Raw genomic sequence first — 17,487 nt, forward strand, 5'->3', positions numbered from 1 at the left:
ACGCGCGAAGAGGTAGGTCGATGACCGGATACCATCTGGAAGGCCCCAAGGCCGCGCGGATGTACGAGGTGATCCTGCCCAAGAAGCTCGGCTACTTCGGCAAGGTCCAGGAAGTCCTCGAAGACCTGTTCAACGAGGAGGCGATCCGCGCCATCCCGTTCGTGCAGCGGTCGATCGCCTCGCGAACCAAGGACGATGCCGGATTCGACGCCGACGCCTGGGTCCGGACGCTCTACCATGCCTCGCGGGGCTATTCGATCTACGAGATGGACGGCCGGTTCCTGAACGGGCCGGAGCCGATCGACGAGCGGGTGCTGGTGATCCGGTTCATCTTCCACGACACCGAGGCCCATTCCGATTCGCGGACCACCATCCTGGATGCGTCGCTGGAGGTCGTGAACTACCTGGTCGCGCATCGGTTCGCGGAGGAACTGGGCGTCGAGCAGGAAATCTGGTTCCTCGAATACCCGTACACCCGCCTGGCCATCTGGCGCAAGGAACCCCCGAGGGGAGATTGATCGCGTGATTCCCAGCCGAACCTCCCAGATCGCCGGCGTGATCGGCCGCTTCGCCGACGGCGGGCCGATCCTGGTCCAGGCCGCCTCCGGACTGACGCCCGAGGCCGCATCCGCCCGCCCCGGCCCCGGGGCCTGGAGCCCGGCCGAGGTGATCGCCCACATCGTGGACACCGACCTCGTCCTGGCCGACCGGATGAAGCGGCTGATCGCCGAGGACTCGCCCACCCTCCAGGCCTTCGACGAGAACGCCTGGATCGAGCGGCTCGGCTCCAACGAGATGCCCCCCGAGGAGGCCGCCACGCTCCTGGCCGCCAACCGGACCTGGATGACCCGCGTCCTCCGCCGGCTCGACGAGGCCGACTTCGCCCGCGCCGGGACGCACACGGTGGCCGGCCGCGTGACCCTGGCCGAGGCCCTGGCCAAGGCGGTGAATCACATGGACCACCACCTCAAATTCCTGTATGCCAAGCGGGCCAAGCTCGGCCTGGCGATCTATCCCCGTTATGCGGGCAACCCCGGCTTCTGACTCGACGGGCCGGGAGGCCATCTCATGGGACGATTGTTCGCCGGGACGCCCTTCGATCGTCCCCCGACCTGCGAGCGCTGCGGCCGGCTCGAAACCGATTGCACCTGCCCGCCGCCGGTGGTCGAGCCGGTCCGGATCCCCCCGGAGACCCAGACGGCGCGGATTCGGGTCGAGAAACGCCCCAAAGGGAAGTCCGTCACCACGGTGAGCGGGCTCGACCCCGAGGGCAACGACCTCGCCGACCTCGCCACCCGGCTCAAGTCCCGCTGCAACTCGGGCGGGACGGTCAAGGACGGCGTGATCGAGTTGCAGGGCGACCAGATCGCCGGCGCCGAGGGCGTCCTCAAGACGCTCGGCTACAAGGTCCGCCGCGGCTGACCCCACCTCTCCAGGATCGGCCGACACCCCCCAACGAACGGAGTCCCCCCCATGCTGCGTTCCCTCCTGGCCCTGGCCACCCTCCCTTGCCTGATGGCGGCCGGCCCGCCGCTGGAGCGGATCGTCATCGACGACGACTTCCCGGCCGGCTACCAGGTCGAGGTGGCCGACGTCAACGGCGACGGCAAGCCGGACATCGTGGGCCTGGGCGGGGGCACCTGCGCCTGGTACGAGAACCCCACCTGGCGGAAGCGGATCGTGACCGGGCCGGACCGGACGCCGGACATCATCAGCAGCGCCACGGCGGACATCGACGGCGACGGCAAGGCGGAGATCGCCATCGCCTACGACTTCGCCATGAACGAGCCGAAGCGGGGCAAACTCCTGCTGGCCGTCCAGGGCAAGGGGCCCGACGACCCGTGGGAGGTGGGCCACATCGCCGACGTCCCGAGCATCCACCGGCTCCGCTGGTTCGATCAGCTCAACGTCGGGCCGGATTCGGTCCGCATGACCCCCGTTCAACCGGGTCGCAATCCGGCGCCGGAACACCCCGGCACGATTTTCAGGACACGCTTGATCGTCGCCCCCTTGTTCGGGCCTTCAGCCACGCCGCCGACTTATGCCCAAGAACCGGCCCACGTGCGATTCTGCGGGTTCGAACCCTATCAGCCTGCCAGACTCGATCCGTCGAGAGGCATCCGTAATCCTTTTCTCCGCCCTGATCAGATGCAGCCGGCGACGGCCTTCCTGCAGAAATGGAATCCGCCGCAGATCTATCTCGGGCCGATCAACGATGGTCGGGACACCGGTGATGCCCCGGTGACCCACGCCATCGCCGTGGATTCCTCCGTCAAGGGCAGCGGTCTTCACATCCTCGCGGCAAGCAATCTGGGCGTCACCCGCCGGTACGTCGAGTTCGTGGCGGGGGCGGAGTTCTGGAAAACGGTGACCATCGTCCCGGGTGCCCCTGGAGAGGCTCCCAAGAAGGGGGCGAGCGAGGTCCACGTCGGCAAGCTCAAGGACGGTCGGTACTTCCTGACAACCGTCGAGCCCTGGCACGGCACCGACGTCGCCGTCTACGTGTCCCAATCGGCGGAACAGGGGAACCGGAAACTGGGCCCGAGGATGGTCATCGACACGACCCTGGTCGATGGCCACGCCCTGTGGGTGGCCGACATCGACGGCGACGGCGATGACGAGATCTTCGCCGGCTACCGGGGCGGCAAGGCCGGGGTGAACATGTACCGCCGCGAGGGGGATGCCTGGACCAGGACCGTCGTGGACGACGCGATCGCGGCGCAGGACCTCCGGGGCGGAGACCTCGACGGCGACGGCCGGCCGGACGTCGTGGCCATCGGGGGCAAGACGCACAACCTGGTCTGGTATCGCCCGATCGGTCGGCCATGAGCCCCGCGATGACAAATCCGGCCAGATCTCTTGCAGGAGGATGTTCCGCCATCCGATGATGGAGGTCGGGGGTTCCTGTCCACGATCCCCGACCACCCTGAAGTGAGCAGTCGACATGGCGATGCGGATGGGTCCCCGGTGGCTCGCGACGCTCGTATTGACGGTCTGGGTCGTGCCCACCTTCGCCGGCGATGAACGATCGACCGACGTGATTCTCGACCTGGAATATGCCAACGTCGGAGGCCGGTCGCTCAAGCTCGACCTGGCCCAACCCTCCGAGGAGGCGGGGCCGTTCCCGGCGGTCGTGGTCATCCACGGCGGGGCCTGGCGGACCGGGAACAAGGCCCACCACCGCGGCCTCCTGGCCGACCTGGCCCGGCGGGGTTACGTGGCGATCTCGCCGCAATATCGCTTCTGCCCACAGGATCGATTCCCCGCGCAGGTCCACGACGTCAAGGCGGCCGTGCGGTGGCTCCGGACCCACGCCGAGGAATATCGGATCGACCCCGAGCGGATCGGGGCGATGGGATTCTCGGCGGGCGGGCATCTCTCGCTGATGCTGGGCGTGACCAGCCCGGAGGATGGCCTGGAAGGTGGCGTGCCCCCCGGGGCCCCCAGCTCCCGGGTCGCGGCGGTCGTCAACTACTTCGGCCCCACCGACTTGCTGGCGTCGCGCATCCCGCTGACCTCGCGGTTCCTGATCCGCGACTTCCTGGGCAAGCTGCCCGACGAGTTGCCCGAGATGGCCGCCAAGGCGTCGCCCGTCACGTTCGTCACCCGGGACGACCCCCCGATGCTGACGTTCCACGGCACCAACGACCCGATCGTCCCGTTCGACCAGGCGACCCGGCTGGCCGCCGCCATGAACCGGGCCGGCGTCAAGGGGCGGGTGGAACTGGTGGTCGGCGCGGGGCATGGGTGGTTCGGCCGGGAAAATCACCGCACCATGGACGTCACCTTCGAATTCTTCGATGCCCATCTCAAGCCCCAGGCGCGCCGGGTCGAACCGCCGACCGGCGACGCTCCCCGCCCCGACGCGGTCGCGGGCGGGAGTTCCGGGAACTAGCCGGGCTCCGGCGATGGCCCGTCCGTCGGGGGAGGATGCCGCGACCGGGGCCCGTTCCGGACCGCCGGTCGAGAAAATCCGCGCGTTTTCTCATACAACTAGCGGCAGACCGGCGACGCGCCTCCTACAATGGGAAGTCTCATCGCCGGGGCGGCTCGCCCCGACCCGACGCCGGCATCGAAACGTTCGCGGCTCGCCCCGAAGGTATTCCATTGATGAAAGCGTCCGAGCCGGTCGTGCGGCTACCTTATCGTCGTGGCTCCGTCGAGTTTAGCCTCGGCACCGAGGCCGACCACGAGGCGGTCTACCAGGCCCTGCTCCATGTCTTCCCCGGGGCGGACCGCGAGGCGTTCCTGGGGGCGCTGGGCGACCCGGACTATCGGCCCGACCAGCGGATCCTCGTCAAGGTGGATCACCGCGTCGTCAGCCACATCCACCTGACGGATCGGTCGATCCGCTATGGCTCGACCACGCTCGCGATGAACGGGGTGATGTGGGTCGGCACCCTGCCCGAATATCGCGGCCTCGGGTTCGCTCAGAATCTCATCCGCCTGGCCGATAGCCGGGCCCGCGAGACCGGCGTCGCCCTCCAGGCCCTGACCACCGGCATGCCGCAGGTCTTCCGGCCCCTGGGCTGGGGGGTGTGCGGGCGGCAGAGCCTGGGGCAGACCCTCAGCCGGAACCTCCCCCAGGTGAGCGACGGGGTGGTCGAAGGGAAGGGCGGTTTCTGGCACGTCCGGCCCTGGCGGCAGGTCGAACTCAACGACCTGATGAGCCTGTATGATCGCCAGTTCGCCCGGACCAACGGGTCGGTCATCCGATCCGAGGACTACTGGCGGTGGATGATTGGTCGCCGCTACGCCCACGTGATCTGGGTCGCCTGCCAGGGCGAATCGGTCCGGGGCTATGCCTTCGTCAAGGATCACCGGATCCTGGAGATCGCGACCGATCCCGCCTATCCCCAGGCCCTCAAGGCCCTGCTCGGCCGGATCCGCGCCGAGGCGCTGGAGCGGGCCTATCCCCAGGTGATCGTCCACGCTCCGCCGGATCACCCGGTCATGGAGGCGTTCGTCCAGGCCTCGGGCCGGATCATCGACCAGGAGGAATGGGAAGGGATGACCTCGATGTACCACATCCCCAACCTGGAGAAGTTCCTCACCTCGGCCATGCCGGAGCTCATCCAGAGGGTCGCGGCGTCGGGCGTCTCCACCCCGGTCGAGCTGGGCCTCACGGTCGGGGAGCGCCGCTGGCTCCTCCACGTCGAGGCCGACAAATCGCGAGTCGAGCCGGACAAGCTGAGCCGGCGGCACCTGACCCTCTCCGGCCCGGCCCTGGTCCGGCTCCTGATGGGCCACACCGGGATCGAACGCGCGGTCGAGGAGGACGGCGTGGAATCCTCCACCGGCACCGCCCTGGACGCCGCGCGGATCCTGTTCCCGGCCCGCCCGGTCTGGAGGAGCCCGCTCGACGCGGCCACGGCCTGAGAGGTCCGCCGCCCGGCCATCCGGGCGGCGGATCAGGTAGTCCGGCCGAATCCGGTCGGATCAGTGCCTGGCGAACTGCCGCCGGAACGACGGGGTGTTCATGTAGACGGCCAGGGCCGCGTAGCCGAGCAGGAGCGTCACGCCCAGCTTGATCTTGCCCATGTCCAGCCGCTCGTCGATCGAGCGGATGCGCGGGCCTTCGAGTTCTTCGAGCGACCCGGGGGCCGGCGCGATGATATCGGTCGGAACCGCGTCATCCACGAAGTTGGCGTGGTAGATCGGCAGGGCGATCAAGGCGGCGATGTTGATGAAGATGCCGATGCTGAGGGCGACCATCAGCAGCCTCGCCGACTTGCGGCGGAGGAACTGGACGGAGGCGTAGACCCCGAACAGGCAGATCGCCAGGAGGAATTCCGCCCCCTGCATCCCCTTGTTCCAGGCCAGCAGCGAGACCACGGCCAGGATCACGCTGCCCAGGGCGCTGATGCCGCCGATGATGAAGACGCCCATCGGGAACGAGACCTGGCGCGGGGCCGCCGGGGCCTCGTCGAACAGGTCGAGCGTCTCGACCCTCTGCCCGGTGTCCAGGTCGAGCCCGCACTTCGAGCAGAGCGACATCCCAACCGGGACCACGCCGCTGCACGTCGGGCATCGGCGGGCATCGGCGCGGGCTTCCGCCCCCTTGGGACGCCGTGCCGCCTTGGGTTCGTCCTGGAACAGCGCCATCGCGTCGGACACGGGGGGGGCGGCCCCCGCCGGCGGGGTGGTCGGGCCCAGGTCCGAGAGCAAGGGCAGGTCGAATGTTTCTCGCAGGGGGGGCAGGGAACTCGGCAGGGTGAAATCCCCGCTGCTCCCCCCCTCGCGATCCATCGGGGCATACATGGACGAGGCGGCGCTCGACCCATTGATCGTCGGGATGACCGCGGAACTGGCCTCGGGGGCCGGGAACCGCGTCTCGCAACGGGGACACTTCAGTCGGCGACCCGCGGCCGTGGCGGGCACGTTGAGCACGACCCCGCATTCGGGGCATTGGACCGTCTTGGGTGAGCCGACCTGGCCGGGGAGGGCCGCGGTGGAAAAATCGGGAACCCGCGCCATCGGGGGCACCTCCTCGCGAAGGGGGGGCGGGGCAAGCGATGGGCCTGCCCCGTGGAATCTTACGCTGGCGGGCGGTCTCGGGGTTCTACGAATGACGAGGCTCGATCTTGGCGATGACTCGAAAAATCATCGCGGCGTCGCTACCCTGTGACAGTCGTCTCAAGAAAGAATCCTAACAACTTTACCCTGGATCCCACAAATGGGAATCCTGCGAAACGCGAAATCCCGCCATTTTTCCGCCCCAAACCATCAGGCCTGGGGTCATAGGAGGGAAGTCAAGTCGATCTTAGCCTCGTTGCAAGCATGATTGCAAGCGGATTGCGTCGGCCTGATGAGCGGTCACCCATGAGGGTTCGTCACCGATCCCGATTTCTTGGCGACGCGGCGCCGGAATCTCGCGACATCGATGATCCGGCGCCGATGGATACCTCGGGCGACCGGCTCGATCCCGTCGTGGGCTTCCACCTGGAAGGTGACGACCGGTCCCGACACCAGGATGACGCGGGCCTTGCAGATCACGGTCAGGCCTTCGGGCACCGGCGCCAGGTGTTCGACTTCGACATAAGTTCCGACGCTCCGCTCGTCGTCCGATAGGCATGGGGCGATGGCGTGGCGTGCCGCGTATTCGAGGTGGGCGACCAGCCAAGGCGTCGACAGGACGGCCGGCATCTGCTCGTCGGCGAAGACGATCCGGTTCGTTTCGTCCACGACAAGCCGTTCTTCGGCCGACATCCCGGGGCGGGGAGGGGTGCGCATCCGACGGGAACGGGGCGGCGAGGCCCCGCCTCCTCTGACTTCAATCAAACTTGCGGCGTCCCGACGGGTCAACGCCTTGACCATCCTCGGGGGGACAACGATAATCATTATCGGTTAGGATCGATGGGGACGCGAGACCGAGGCCGAATCGACCCCGCCCCGATGCCGGCGCAGGCGAAGCCGCCCCGAGGACCGCTCCCGGATCCCTCCGGCCCGAACAGGCCTCAACTCGATCGGCGCGTTGATCGTCGCCGGTCCCGCCTCCGGCGAAGCGTATCGGGGTCGCGTTTCGCGCGTCCCCCTGTTGGAGAAATCATGCCCATCCCGCCTCCTTCGTCCCGGCCCGCCTGGCTCGCCTCCCTCATGCTCGCGGCCCCAATCCTCCTCACGGGTTGCGGCGGTACCGGTCCGATGGCGGAAGCCTCCGCCTCGGCGCAGGACAAGCCCGCCACGACGGGCTCGAACCCGGCCACGCCCGCCCCCGCCCCGGGGCAGAAGGGCGCGGAACTGACCACGCCCGATCGCCGGGTCGACACCAAGCAGTTGATCGACGTCGTCAAGGAAGAGGTCAAGGGGGGCGAGGCGACCGAGGGCCCGACCCCGCTGAACTACCTCTGGCTCCCCGCCGACAAGAGCCTGATCTCCGACGAGCCGTATGAGCTGGCCGAGCCCCTGGGCCTCGACCCGATCGCCGCCACGATCCCCGCCTCCAACCCGATCACCAAGGGGAAGGTCGAGCTGGGCCGCCAGCTCTACTTCGACCCCCGCGTATCCAAGAACGGCACGGTGAGCTGCGCCACCTGCCACGACCCGGAGCGGGGCTGGACCGACAACGCCAAGACCTCGATCGGCATCGAGGGCCAGGTCGGCGGCCGGAACGCCCCCACCGTGATCAACACGGCCTACGGCCGGACCATGTTCTGGGACGGCCGGGCCCCGTCGCTCGAAGGGCAGGCCCAGGGCCCGATCCAGAACAAGATCGAGATGGGCGACCAGTCCTACAAGGAGATCGTCGAGCGGCTCCGGACCATCCCCGGCTACAAGGAGCAGTTCCGCAAGGTGTTCGGCACCGACGTGACCCTGGACGGCATGGCCAAGGCGATCGCCTCGTTCGAGCGGACCGCACTGTCGGGCAACTCGGCCTATGACCGCTACACCCGGGGGAACCCCGACGACGAGGAGACCTTCAAGATCCTCGACGAGAGCCAGAAGCGCGGGATGGTCCTGTTCGGCCTCCGCCTCCAGGACGACGACCCGTTCAAGGTCGACCCCTCGCTGCTGAAGAAGGCCAACTGCACCTCGTGCCACGCCGGGGCCAACTTCACCGACGAGATGTTCCACAACCTCGGCGTCGGCTTCGATGCTTCCCAGGGCAAGTTCGCCGACCTCGGCCGGTTCGCCATCGCCCCGATCGGCGCCAAGTCCGAGAGCGAGGTCGGGTCGTTCAAGACGCCGACGATCCGCGACATCGTCCACACAGGCCCGTACATGCACGACGGCAGCGAAGCGACCCTGGAAGCGGTCATCGACTACTACGACCGGGGCGGCAACCCCAACCCCTCGCTCGACCCCGAGATGAAGCCGCTCAAGCTGACCGCCCAGGAGAAGGCCGACCTCGTCGCCTTCATGAAGGCCCTCACCGGCGCCCCGATCAAGGTCGAACTGCCCAAGCTCCCCCCGGGCGCCGACGGCAAGAGCCCCGACCCCGAGGCCGCCCTGGCCATCCCGACCAAGACCAAGAAGGCCTCGCTGGAAACCCAGGACGTCCACCGGGTCCTCTCCGCCCGCTGAGAGGGATGGTTCGATGAGATGAATCGAGGCGCCCGCCAGGATCAAGCATCCTGGCGGGCGTCGTTCATTCCCGGGCCGGGGCGTCGTCGGCTTTCACCCATCGCCCGTCCACGCAGGCTTCGGTCAATTCGAATGCGGGCCGACCCCCGAGCCGGAACCGGATCAGGTTGGCCGGCTGGCCGGGCTCGATGGCCGGATCGGGACGGCCCAGGAATCGGGCCGGGTGTTTCGTCCCGGCGGCGATCGCCTGCGCCGGGGTGAGCCCGGCGACCCGGATGAGCGCGTCGGTCCCCTCGGCCATCCCCTGCATGGCCCCGGCCAGGTAGGGGGTTCCGGCGACGACGACCTTCCCCTCGGGCACGACCTCCCACTCGCCATGACGGCCGGGGGGCAATCCCGCCAGGGGGCTGGCGTCGCTGACCAGGATGACCCGTTCGGGGGTCTTGGCCCGGACCAGCGTCTTGAGCACGCACGGTTCGAGGTGGTGGCCGTCGGCGATCACGGACGCCCACAACTCGTCGAGCGCCGCCTGATCCCAGATCGGGTTGGGGTGGCGGGGCAGGGGCGAGGCGATCCCGTTCCCAAGGTGGGTCGAGAGCCTGGCCCCGCTCGCCGCGGCGGCCCGGAGCGTCGCGCCATCGGCGGCGGTGTGCCCCACGGCCACCGCTACCCCCCGAGCCACCAGCCACTCGATGAACGGCAACGACCCCGGACGCTCCGGCGCCAGGGTCATCATCACAACCCGCCCCCCGGACGCTGCCTGGATGGCCTCGAACTCGCCCCGATCCGGGTCGCGGATCGCCGCGATCGGGTGGGCGCCCCGGTATCCGTCGATCTCGGAAAGATACGGCCCTTCCAGGTGGATCCCGAGGATCATCGACGCGACGTCCGGGTGCGCGTCGCACGCCTGCGCGATCGTCCGGACCCCATGGATCGTGGCGTCGGGCATCGCGGTGATCAGCGTCGGGCAGAGCCGCGCCGTCCCCAGGTGGGCCTGGGCGCGGACGACCTCGACCACCTGATCGACGGTCAGGTCCGGTGCCGAGAACGAGATGCCCCACCGGCCGTTGGTCTGGATGTCCCAGAATGCCGGCGCGACCCAGGGATCATCATCGCGGATCTCGTCCGGCCCCTCGGCGTCCTCGACCGCCGCGATCTTGCCATCAGCAATGTCGACTTTGACCCACTCGCCCGTATCGATCTGGCGTGCTTTTCCGATCATATCCCAGCGATGTTCCCCACCCTGATGCCAGGGGTTCCAACCCGATCGATCAAGGTTCAATGATCAGGGAGACGTTATCGACCCGGCAGACGATGTCCTGGAAATCGTCATTGGTCGAATATTCCCATCCCAGCAGGTAGCTGTTCGGGACGATCTGGCCGGTGGCCTTGTCCTTGTACGGGTAGATCATGAGCTTGTAGGGCTGCTTGGAGAGCCTTTTGGTGTGGGCGGCGACGAGGGCGGGCTGGCTGTAGACATCGCTCTCGGCGAGGCCGTCGTTGGCGACCCAGAGGCCGAAGGGGGCGTCGCCGGGGTCGAACTCGACCTTGGAGCCATCGGCCAACGGGGGCGGGAGGCGGTTGCCGGTCTGGACGTCCTTGGTGGTGTTCTTGAAGGTGTAGGACCAGGTCTCGGTGCGGTCGGGCTTCCGGGTGGGGTCGGCGGCGGGGCGATACCAGCCCCCCTTGTTGCGGGTCTCCAGGCCGAGGGCGATGACCGGGCGGTAGGTGACCGGGCCGGGGCCGGCCTTGCGGAACAGGCCGGGCGTGGCCTCGGGCGTGGTCTTGACCGGGTTGAGCAGGTCGCCGAACATCGAGAGGCCGTACTTGGTGTCGAGCACGACCTTCCAGTCGGGCTCGTTGGGCCCGGGGGCGACCTTGGGCTGCTTCGGCCCCTGGGCCACCGCGACCGTTGCCAGGGACAGGAAAGCGATCGGCAGTTTCAGGCCCATGACGAACGGCTCGCGACGAGGGAAGGGGGGCGACAACTCGACCCACTTTAACCTCCCGCCGGGACGCATCAAGGGCCGAGTCCTCCGCCCCTCCCACCCCTTTCGGAGATCGAGCCCATGCCGGCGATCCCTCTCCTCCTGGCCGCGGTGCTGATCAGCCAGGCGTCGACCGCGACTCCCGGCCGGCGGGTGGACCTCGGCGGGGAGGCCACCGCGTTCATCCCCGAAGGCTACCGGCCCGCCGATGGGGCGGTGGACCTCCTGATCCATCTCCACGGCGCCCCGAGTGCCGTCGAGCCGGCGCTGGCGAAGTTCCCCGGCTCCGTCGTGCTGGTCGAGGTCAACCGCAAGGGGCTGTCGAAGGCATATTCCGAGCCGTTCGCCGACCGGGAGTTGTTCCTCCGGATCATCGATCGCGCCGTGAAGGCGGTCGATAGCCCGACGCCGTTGCACGCCGGGCGGGTGACGGTCAGCTCGTTCAGCGCCGGGTTCGGCGGGGTGCGCGAGCTGCTCAAGGTCCCCGAGCACTTCGCCCGAATCGACGCCCTGATCATGGCCGACTCGATCTATGCCGGGTATGAGGGGGACATCGCGGCCCGCAAGGTCGACCCCGGCCTGATGGCGGGGTTCCGGGCCTTCGCCCGGGCGGCCGCGGCGGGGGAGAAGGCGATGATCGTCACCCACTCGGCCCAGGTGCCCGAGGGCTACGCCAGCACCACCGAGACCGCCGACGACCTGATTCGCGCCGTCGACGGCCGGCCCACCACGGCTCGGGTCGATTGGGGCGACGGCTGGATCCAGTCGCGGGCGTTCTCCGAAGGGAAGTTCACCGTGATCGGGTTCGAGGGGGCCGGGCCCGAGGATCACATGAGGCACCTGCGGCGGATCGGGGAGGTCTGGCGGATCACCCCCGGATCATCGCATGTTCCAGGCGCCAGCGACGGCGCCAGCCCAGCCCGATCGGATAGGCCACGAGGAAGCCGAGCCCGCCCAGGCTGATCAGGCAGCCGACCCGGAACGAGCCGGGCTCGTAGGTATAGACCAGGCGATGCCGGCCCGACGGGACGGCTGCCCCGCGCATGATCCGGTTGGCCCGGAGGATCGGGGCGGGCTGGCCGTCGATGGTCAGCTTCCAGCCGGGGTAGAAGATGTCGGCCAGGATCACCAGCCCGGGCCGGGCCAGCGAGACGTCCAGCTCCACCCGCTGCGGACCCTGGACGACCACCGAGGCGGTCTCCGAGGCCGTCGGCGCCCCGCCCGACACGAAGCCCTGGAGCTGGGATCGGTCGTCGGTCTCGATCCAGGCCGTCCGCTTCGGGTCGTAGAGCACCCATTCGGGGTCGAACCACAGGGCGTCGGCGGGATAGAGGATCTCGAAGATCGTCCGGGTGCGGGAATTGCGAGCCAGGTCGACGATCGGGTCCTTCATCCGCGCTTCGTGGACGATCCAGGCCCGCGGGTAGGCGTCCTTGTTGCGGAGGATCTGGTAGTCGGAGGTCTCGGCCCACGTCCGCATCTTCGTCTCGCCGTCCGGGCCCTTGAAGGCATCGCGGGGCGGGTAGATCCGCTCGGTCCGGGGCAGGAGCGCGGCGAATCCCCGATCCGGGTCGTTCCACGACGGGACGAAGGGGAGGACGAAGTAGCGGGTGTTCCAGAGGTCGAACCCGCGCCGGGGATAGATCACGATCTGCTGGGGCTCCTTCAGCCCGAGCTGCCGCATCATGTCGCCTTCGACGGTGCGCGGGAATCCGGCGAAGAACCACTCGTAGTCGTAAAGCTCGGCCGTCCCCATCGTGTAGGTGTAGTCGACCCCGTGGAGCAGGCCGTACTTGGGCTGGATCGTGTCCCGCTCCCAGCGCACCATGTCGGTCAGCCGGTCGGCCGAGCCTTGCGAGGTCCACACCATGGGGCTCCACACCGGCGTCCGGTGGATCCGGAATGGGCCCGGGGCCGGGTCGATCTTCTCGGCCTCGTCGATCCGGAGCAGAACCTCCGGGCGTTTCTCCAGCTCCGCCTGATCCACGGTGACGACCAGCGGGGCGTTGGCCACGCCGAGGTCGATCGCCGTCAGGGCCGCCGCCAGGGTCCCGGCCAGGGCGGGGCGGCGCCAGGCCAGGCGGATCAGCCACCAGCCGGCCCCCAGGATCAGCGCACCGTGGATCAGCGCCGCCTGGATGCCGGAGACCGCCCCCGCCGCGTCGAGCGGCCCGAACACGGTGGCGACCTTCGCCCCGGCGAGGCCCTTGACCAGGGCGGGACGCGCCAGCGTGACCGCGACCAGGACCGCCACGGTCGCCCCGGCCCCGATCGCCGAGAATCGGAGCATCCGCCGCTGCCGGCCGGCGATCGCGGCCTCCCAGCCGATGCCGGCCAGCGCGGCCAGGGCCAGGGCGGTGAAGCTCAGGAGCTTGCTCGGGTAGCGGAACGTGTGGAACCCGGGGAGGACCGTGGCGAGGATCGAATAGGGGCTCCCGTCGCCGTCGCGGAGAAATCCATCCAGCCGGACCGTGTTGGTGTTGGGCAGGTCATGCGCCCCGATCTCGCGGGCGACCGCAGGGATGTACCGGGCCAGGAAGATCGGGCTGGCGAACTCGCCGAAACCCGCGACCAGGCTCGCGACGGCGATCCCGGAGAGCCACGCCCGCCAGGGGGCACCGCCACGGAACCCCCACGCCCCCAGGGCCAGGACCAGGGTCAAGCCCCCGAGGTACAGCGACGGCGACCAGACCCGGTGGTTCCCGCGCGGAGGGATCACGCCGATCCAGGAGACGGGCTCGCCGAACGGCCGGTCGAAGACTCCCGGCCAGGCCAGGTCCACCACGCGGTAGGGCTCCAGGCTGAACGGATAGATGTCGTGCGGCCCCTCGTCGGTCGCCCGGGCGCTGCTGCGGGTGAACTCCAGGACCGGCAGCAACTGGGCCGCCGAGAGGGCCCCGGCCAGGGCCGCCGCCGCCGCCAGGCCGACCAATCGCGGCATCAGCACCCGGGCCAGGGGCTTCCCCTTCCGCCAGCGGACGAGCAGGACCAGGCCCGCCAGCCCCCATGCCGCCAGGGAGATCTTCGGCAGCCAGGGCACCCACGGGAGGCTCGGCACCGGGCCCTCGTTCACCCTCTGGCGGAGATGGGGGAGGTAGTAGGCGCCGGCCAGGCTGATCGCCGTCCATGCCACGGCCCCGGCCGCCGCCAGGGCGATGATCCGTCCCGGCCTGGCGGGGCGATCGTCGCGGCGATTCGGCTCGATCTCGCCCCGGCTCAACGCGAACGCATAGGCCCCAGCGCACAGGCCGAGCAGATAGGCCGTTTCGGGATCGCCCCCCAGGACGATCATCGCCAGGATCACGGCCAACTCGGGCAGGGCCATCGGCCTCCGCAGCCGGACCCACCGGTCGATCGCCCGCATCCCCCACGGGGCCCACGCCGCGCCGACCAGGAAGATGATGTTGCAGTACTGGAACAGGATCGGGGCGCCGAACGCATACCCCAGGGCGGCGATCGTCGCGCCCGGGCCCCGGACCCCCCAGGGCCGCAGCAGCATCCACATCCCCAGGAAGGCCCAGGCGGTGTGGACCACCGCGTAGGTCCGCGCCGCCCAGGCATAGCTCAGGGCGGCATAGATCACCTTGCCGGGGTAGAGCACGGCCGCGGTGGGATTGCCCAGCAGCGGCATCCCGGCATTCTCCCCGGGATCCCACAGCGGCCATCGGCCGGCGTCCCACTCCGCCTGGACCCGGTGATAGAGCGGATAATAGAAGTGCGCGGCGTCGCGGAACCCGTACTGGCCTCCGGAGAACAGGGCCGGCCGGTAGCAGAACAGGAGCAGGGCCAGGCCGAACCCCAGGCCGAGCCAGGACGGAAGGCGACGCATCGCAGTGGGACCTCCGACCGCGACGGGGCGAGGCGGGCCCGGTCCGAACCCCGGCGCAACGATGCCCCACCTCGCGCGGTCGGCAACATCCTATCCCATTCCCCCGCCAATCTGTAGGTAGGCCGGGACGTGGATTCGCTTCGGTCGGACGGAGCAGGGTCGAACGCATCTGGTTCCACTCATCCCCGACGAGGAACCGCTATCGGACCCATGCCGATGGCGTCGGCTCTCCGCCGCCGATCGTCGCGAGGCCCCTCGCCTCACTCGGGGCGATCGATCCCGGCAGCACCCGCACCGAGCCGTCCACGCAAACGACATGGGCGACGCGATCATGACTGGAGATATGAGGCTGTTTCGGGCCGCCATCGACGGCATCGATCGTCCTCACGTCGAGGTCGCGCGGCTCCATCCAGTTGATCCCGGAGTCGGCGACCTCGGCGATCATGATCGTGTCGCCGGTCGGGTCGCTGACATCGGAGAGCGAGGTCGATCGTCCGCCGGGGAACGCCGTGCCCGGCCCGACGATGGCCAGATAGTTGGTCCGATTCGAGTGCCCCCCATAGTCGGGACCATTGGGGCAGGCGAAGAAGTTGGGTTTGGAGAGGGCCAGCCGGGAGTTGTTCGGCCCGTCCCATGGTTCGGCGAAGTCATAAGCCCCGTAGAGGCCAGGCTCGAGGAATTGGAGGATCAGCACTCGCCAGCTATGCATCGGCCGGCCTTCCGGGTCGGCGATGTAGGCAGGAGGGAAGCGGCCGTAAACTTCGTGATAGTTGTGAAGGGCGAGGGCGATTTGCGCCAGGTGGCCCACGCATTGGGCGCTATTCGCCGATCGACGGGCTTCATCAACTATCCGGACGAGCCAGGCGATCATCCCGAAGAGGACGGCGGCAACGGCAACCCACGCCATGAGACGCCGCAGGTTGAATGAAGCGAGGGTCGCTTTCATGACATCGTTCCCGGGAAGCTAGCTCGCCGGAAGTTCCGAGGCGGATTCGTCCGAGCCGAATGCGTCCTCGATCGGCCGGAACGGCGCGGCGCCCCGGCCTCGGAAGGGATCGAACTGCTTGCGTTCGCGCTTGAGGGCCTCCAGGCCGAGGAGGCGGGGGCGGAGCGCGGCGAGGATCTGGTCGAGCGACCAGACGTGGTAGTCGTGGCCGTCGAAGCCGACGTCCAGGGCCGCCCAGGCCTCTGTGTAGCGGAGCGGGCTGGCCTCGGGGTTGCGCTGGTAGAGGGCGTGGACGTGGCCGTAGAGGTGGATGTTCGGCTCGGCCACCGACCCGCGATGCTGGCCGTCCCAGGTGACCATCGGGTAGTGGTTGAGGGTCAACACGGCCTCGCCGTCGCGGATCCGGACCTGATCATGGGTCGCCGTGAACAGGTCGCGGATCTTGCGGTCGTCGTGGTTGCCCCAGATCAGGCGGACGTCCCGGCAATGGATCTGGTCGCGGAACCAGCGGGCGTTGCGGAGGTAGTCCGAGCCCCGGCCGAAGGCCCAGTCGCCCAGGCACCAGAGGGTGTCGTCGCGGCCGACCCGGGCGTTGATGTTCTCGACCAGGGCCCGGTTCATCCGCGCCACCGACTCGTCGCCGATCCGGAGCGTGCCGAAGTCCCCGCCGGTCTCCTCCAGGCGGAGGAACGCCGCGAGGTCCTCGGGCGTCATGAAGGCGGTCCGCCGGCAGTACTTGAGGATGTTGGCGTGGAAGGCGTGCGGGTCGCTGCAATAAAAGTTGGCCATGGGGATCCGGTCGCTTCTCCCGGCCCGATTGCCGGCTTGGATGTGGTCATATGGATTGGGAAGGGAGGATCGCAAGGCCCGTGCCGACGGCTCGGCGGCTCGCTTGACCCCCGCCCATCCTCTTTACGACAATGGCGGCCATGGGGATTGATGGATTGAATCCTACCATCCGGGCGCTGGCCACGGACTATGACGGGACCCTGGCCGATCGGGGGGTGATCGACGCGACGACCTGGTTCGCCCTGGGACGGTGGCGGGCATCGGGGCGGGCGGTGGTCCTGGTCACGGGGAGGGAGTTGCCCGAACTGCTGGCCATCTGCCCGGAGATCGCCGGGTTCGACCGCGTGGTGGCGGAGAACGGGGCGGTGCTGTATCGCCCCGGGGATGGTTCCGAACGACGGCTCGCCCCGCCCCCGCCCGATGGCTTCGTTTCGACGCTCCGGGCCCGGGGCGTGGGCCCGATCTCGGTCGGCCGGGCGATCGTGGCGACCTGGCAGCCGCATGCCGAGGCGGTCGAGGCGGTGATCCGCGAGCAGGGACTCGACCTGGCCGTGACGCTCAACAAGAGGGCGGTGATGGTCCTGCCTTCGGGCGTGGACAAGGCGTCGGGGCTGGCCGTCGCCCTGGCGGAACTGGGCCTGACGCCCGGCGAGGCGGCGGGGGTCGGGGATGCCGAGAACGACCTGGCGTTCCTCCGCATCTGCGGCCGGTCGGTGGCGGTCGCCAACGCCTTGCCGGAGGTCAAGTCCCGCGTCGATGTGGTCACGCAGGGCGAGCGTGGGGCCGGGGTCGCGGAGTGGATCGACGCGGTGCTGTCGGGCCAGGGCTGACCCGGCCCGCAGGATCCGCGGGCATGGGATTCGCGGCCAGCCGGCGGGATCGGCGGGCCGACCGGAACGGCCCCGTCCCCA

The 17,487-nt window shown here is 69.1% G+C and carries 16 protein-coding genes; 9 read left to right on the forward strand and 7 right to left on the reverse strand.

Features of this window, described 5'->3' with window-relative positions:
• Positions 1–20: 20 nt before the first annotated feature.
• The 6 genes from TA3x_RS12310 (at position 21) to TA3x_RS12335 (ending at position 5,379) form a co-directional block, all read left to right on the forward strand.
• On the forward strand, positions 21–518 hold the full coding sequence (locus TA3x_RS12310; protein WP_435021600.1) for a hypothetical protein: 498 nt from the start codon (positions 21–23) through the stop codon (positions 516–518).
• 4 nt (positions 519–522) lie between these two features.
• A complete protein-coding gene (locus TA3x_RS12315) occupies positions 523–1,044 on the forward strand; it encodes a DinB family protein (RefSeq protein WP_435021602.1) in 522 nt (173 codons plus the stop codon).
• Between the two features lie 24 nt (positions 1,045–1,068).
• Positions 1,069–1,422, forward strand: coding sequence for a translation initiation factor (locus TA3x_RS12320; protein WP_435021604.1), 354 nt, complete (start codon positions 1,069–1,071; stop codon positions 1,420–1,422).
• A 51-nt stretch (positions 1,423–1,473) separates the two neighbouring features.
• Positions 1,474–2,829 (forward strand): FG-GAP repeat domain-containing protein, encoded by a 1,356-nt coding sequence (locus tag TA3x_RS12325; RefSeq protein ID WP_435021606.1) that lies wholly within the window; start codon positions 1,474–1,476, stop codon positions 2,827–2,829.
• Between the two features lie 115 nt (positions 2,830–2,944).
• Positions 2,945–3,895 carry an alpha/beta fold hydrolase gene (locus TA3x_RS12330; RefSeq protein WP_435021608.1) on the forward strand — a complete coding sequence of 317 codons (951 nt, stop codon included), beginning with the start codon at positions 2,945–2,947 and terminating at the stop codon, positions 3,893–3,895.
• A 215-nt stretch (positions 3,896–4,110) separates the two neighbouring features.
• On the forward strand, positions 4,111–5,379 hold the full coding sequence (locus TA3x_RS12335; protein ID WP_435021610.1) for a GNAT family N-acetyltransferase: 1,269 nt from the start codon (positions 4,111–4,113) through the stop codon (positions 5,377–5,379).
• A gap of 60 nt (positions 5,380–5,439) precedes the next feature.
• Here the strand turns inward: TA3x_RS12335 and TA3x_RS12340 are convergent, their stop codons facing one another.
• Both TA3x_RS12340 and TA3x_RS12345 read right to left on the reverse strand, forming a co-directional pair.
• On the reverse strand, positions 5,440–6,477 hold the full coding sequence (locus TA3x_RS12340) for a hypothetical protein (protein WP_435021612.1): 1,038 nt from the start codon (positions 6,475–6,477) through the stop codon (positions 5,440–5,442).
• Between the two features lie 339 nt (positions 6,478–6,816).
• Positions 6,817–7,185 carry a thioesterase family protein gene (locus TA3x_RS12345; RefSeq protein WP_435021614.1) on the reverse strand — a complete coding sequence of 123 codons (369 nt, stop codon included), beginning with the start codon at positions 7,183–7,185 and terminating at the stop codon, positions 6,817–6,819.
• A 459-nt stretch (positions 7,186–7,644) separates the two neighbouring features.
• Between TA3x_RS12345 and TA3x_RS12350 the strand changes: the two genes are divergently transcribed.
• Positions 7,645–9,024: a cytochrome-c peroxidase gene (locus TA3x_RS12350; protein WP_435021616.1), complete on the forward strand. Its 1,380-nt coding sequence runs from the start codon at positions 7,645–7,647 to the stop codon at positions 9,022–9,024.
• Positions 9,025–9,088: 64 nt separating this feature from the next.
• Here the strand turns inward: TA3x_RS12350 and TA3x_RS12355 are convergent, their stop codons facing one another.
• Positions 9,089–10,246: an N-acetylglucosamine-6-phosphate deacetylase gene (locus TA3x_RS12355; RefSeq protein WP_435021618.1), complete on the reverse strand. Its 1,158-nt coding sequence runs from the start codon at positions 10,244–10,246 to the stop codon at positions 9,089–9,091.
• Between the two features lie 49 nt (positions 10,247–10,295).
• Positions 10,296–10,976: a hypothetical protein gene (locus tag TA3x_RS12360; RefSeq protein WP_435021620.1), complete on the reverse strand. Its 681-nt coding sequence runs from the start codon at positions 10,974–10,976 to the stop codon at positions 10,296–10,298.
• 117 nt (positions 10,977–11,093) lie between these two features.
• On the opposite strand from TA3x_RS12360, the gene TA3x_RS12365 reads away from it, so the two are divergent.
• Positions 11,094–11,975: a hypothetical protein gene (locus TA3x_RS12365; protein ID WP_435021622.1), complete on the forward strand. Its 882-nt coding sequence runs from the start codon at positions 11,094–11,096 to the stop codon at positions 11,973–11,975.
• On the opposite strand, the gene TA3x_RS12370 is transcribed toward TA3x_RS12365, so the two are convergent.
• The 3 genes from TA3x_RS12370 to TA3x_RS12380 all read right to left on the reverse strand — a co-directional run bounded on the left by TA3x_RS12370 (position 11,881) and on the right by TA3x_RS12380 (position 16,576).
• Positions 11,881–14,841 (reverse strand): hypothetical protein, encoded by a 2,961-nt coding sequence (locus TA3x_RS12370; RefSeq protein WP_435021624.1) that lies wholly within the window; start codon positions 14,839–14,841, stop codon positions 11,881–11,883. The two genes, TA3x_RS12365 and TA3x_RS12370, sit on opposite strands and share 95 nt — an antisense overlap.
• 199 nt (positions 14,842–15,040) lie before the next feature.
• Complete coding sequence (locus TA3x_RS12375; protein ID WP_435021626.1) at positions 15,041–15,787, reverse strand: DUF1559 domain-containing protein; 747 nt, start codon at positions 15,785–15,787, stop codon at positions 15,041–15,043.
• An 18-nt stretch (positions 15,788–15,805) separates the two neighbouring features.
• Complete coding sequence (locus TA3x_RS12380; protein WP_435021628.1) at positions 15,806–16,576, reverse strand: phosphoesterase; 771 nt, start codon at positions 16,574–16,576, stop codon at positions 15,806–15,808.
• A 155-nt stretch (positions 16,577–16,731) separates the two neighbouring features.
• Between TA3x_RS12380 and TA3x_RS12385 the strand changes: the two genes are divergently transcribed.
• Positions 16,732–17,406 carry an HAD family hydrolase gene (locus TA3x_RS12385; protein WP_435021630.1) on the forward strand — a complete coding sequence of 225 codons (675 nt, stop codon included), beginning with the start codon at positions 16,732–16,734 and terminating at the stop codon, positions 17,404–17,406.
• Positions 17,407–17,487: the final 81 nt, after the last annotated feature.

The organism is Tundrisphaera macrotermitis, assembly GCF_051175315.1.
Classification (GTDB): domain Bacteria; phylum Planctomycetota; class Planctomycetia; order Isosphaerales; family Isosphaeraceae; genus Tundrisphaera.

Bases quoted from the DNA above. Each gene is read 5' to 3' on its own strand.
- TA3x_RS12310 (WP_435021600.1), top strand. From the start codon at position 21: ATGACCGGATACCATCTGGAAGGCCCCAAGGCCGCGCGGATGTACGAG.
- TA3x_RS12320 (WP_435021604.1), top strand. From the start codon at position 1,069: ATGGGACGATTGTTCGCCGGGACGCCCTTCGATCGTCCCCCGACCTGC.
- TA3x_RS12325 (WP_435021606.1), top strand. From the start codon at position 1,474: ATGCTGCGTTCCCTCCTGGCCCTGGCCACCCTCCCTTGCCTGATGGCG.
- TA3x_RS12330 (WP_435021608.1), top strand. From the start codon at position 2,945: ATGGCGATGCGGATGGGTCCCCGGTGGCTCGCGACGCTCGTATTGACG.
- TA3x_RS12335 (WP_435021610.1), top strand. From the start codon at position 4,111: ATGAAAGCGTCCGAGCCGGTCGTGCGGCTACCTTATCGTCGTGGCTCC.
- TA3x_RS12340 (WP_435021612.1), bottom strand. From the start codon at position 6,477: ATGGCGCGGGTTCCCGATTTTTCCACCGCGGCCCTCCCCGGCCAGGTC.
- TA3x_RS12350 (WP_435021616.1), top strand. From the start codon at position 7,645: ATGGCGGAAGCCTCCGCCTCGGCGCAGGACAAGCCCGCCACGACGGGC.
- TA3x_RS12355 (WP_435021618.1), bottom strand. From the start codon at position 10,246: ATGATCGGAAAAGCACGCCAGATCGATACGGGCGAGTGGGTCAAAGTC.
- TA3x_RS12360 (WP_435021620.1), bottom strand. From the start codon at position 10,976: ATGGGCCTGAAACTGCCGATCGCTTTCCTGTCCCTGGCAACGGTCGCG.
- TA3x_RS12365 (WP_435021622.1), top strand. From the start codon at position 11,094: ATGCCGGCGATCCCTCTCCTCCTGGCCGCGGTGCTGATCAGCCAGGCG.
- TA3x_RS12370 (WP_435021624.1), bottom strand. From the start codon at position 14,841: ATGCGTCGCCTTCCGTCCTGGCTCGGCCTGGGGTTCGGCCTGGCCCTG.
- TA3x_RS12375 (WP_435021626.1), bottom strand. From the start codon at position 15,787: ATGAAAGCGACCCTCGCTTCATTCAACCTGCGGCGTCTCATGGCGTGG.
- TA3x_RS12380 (WP_435021628.1), bottom strand. From the start codon at position 16,576: ATGGCCAACTTTTATTGCAGCGACCCGCACGCCTTCCACGCCAACATC.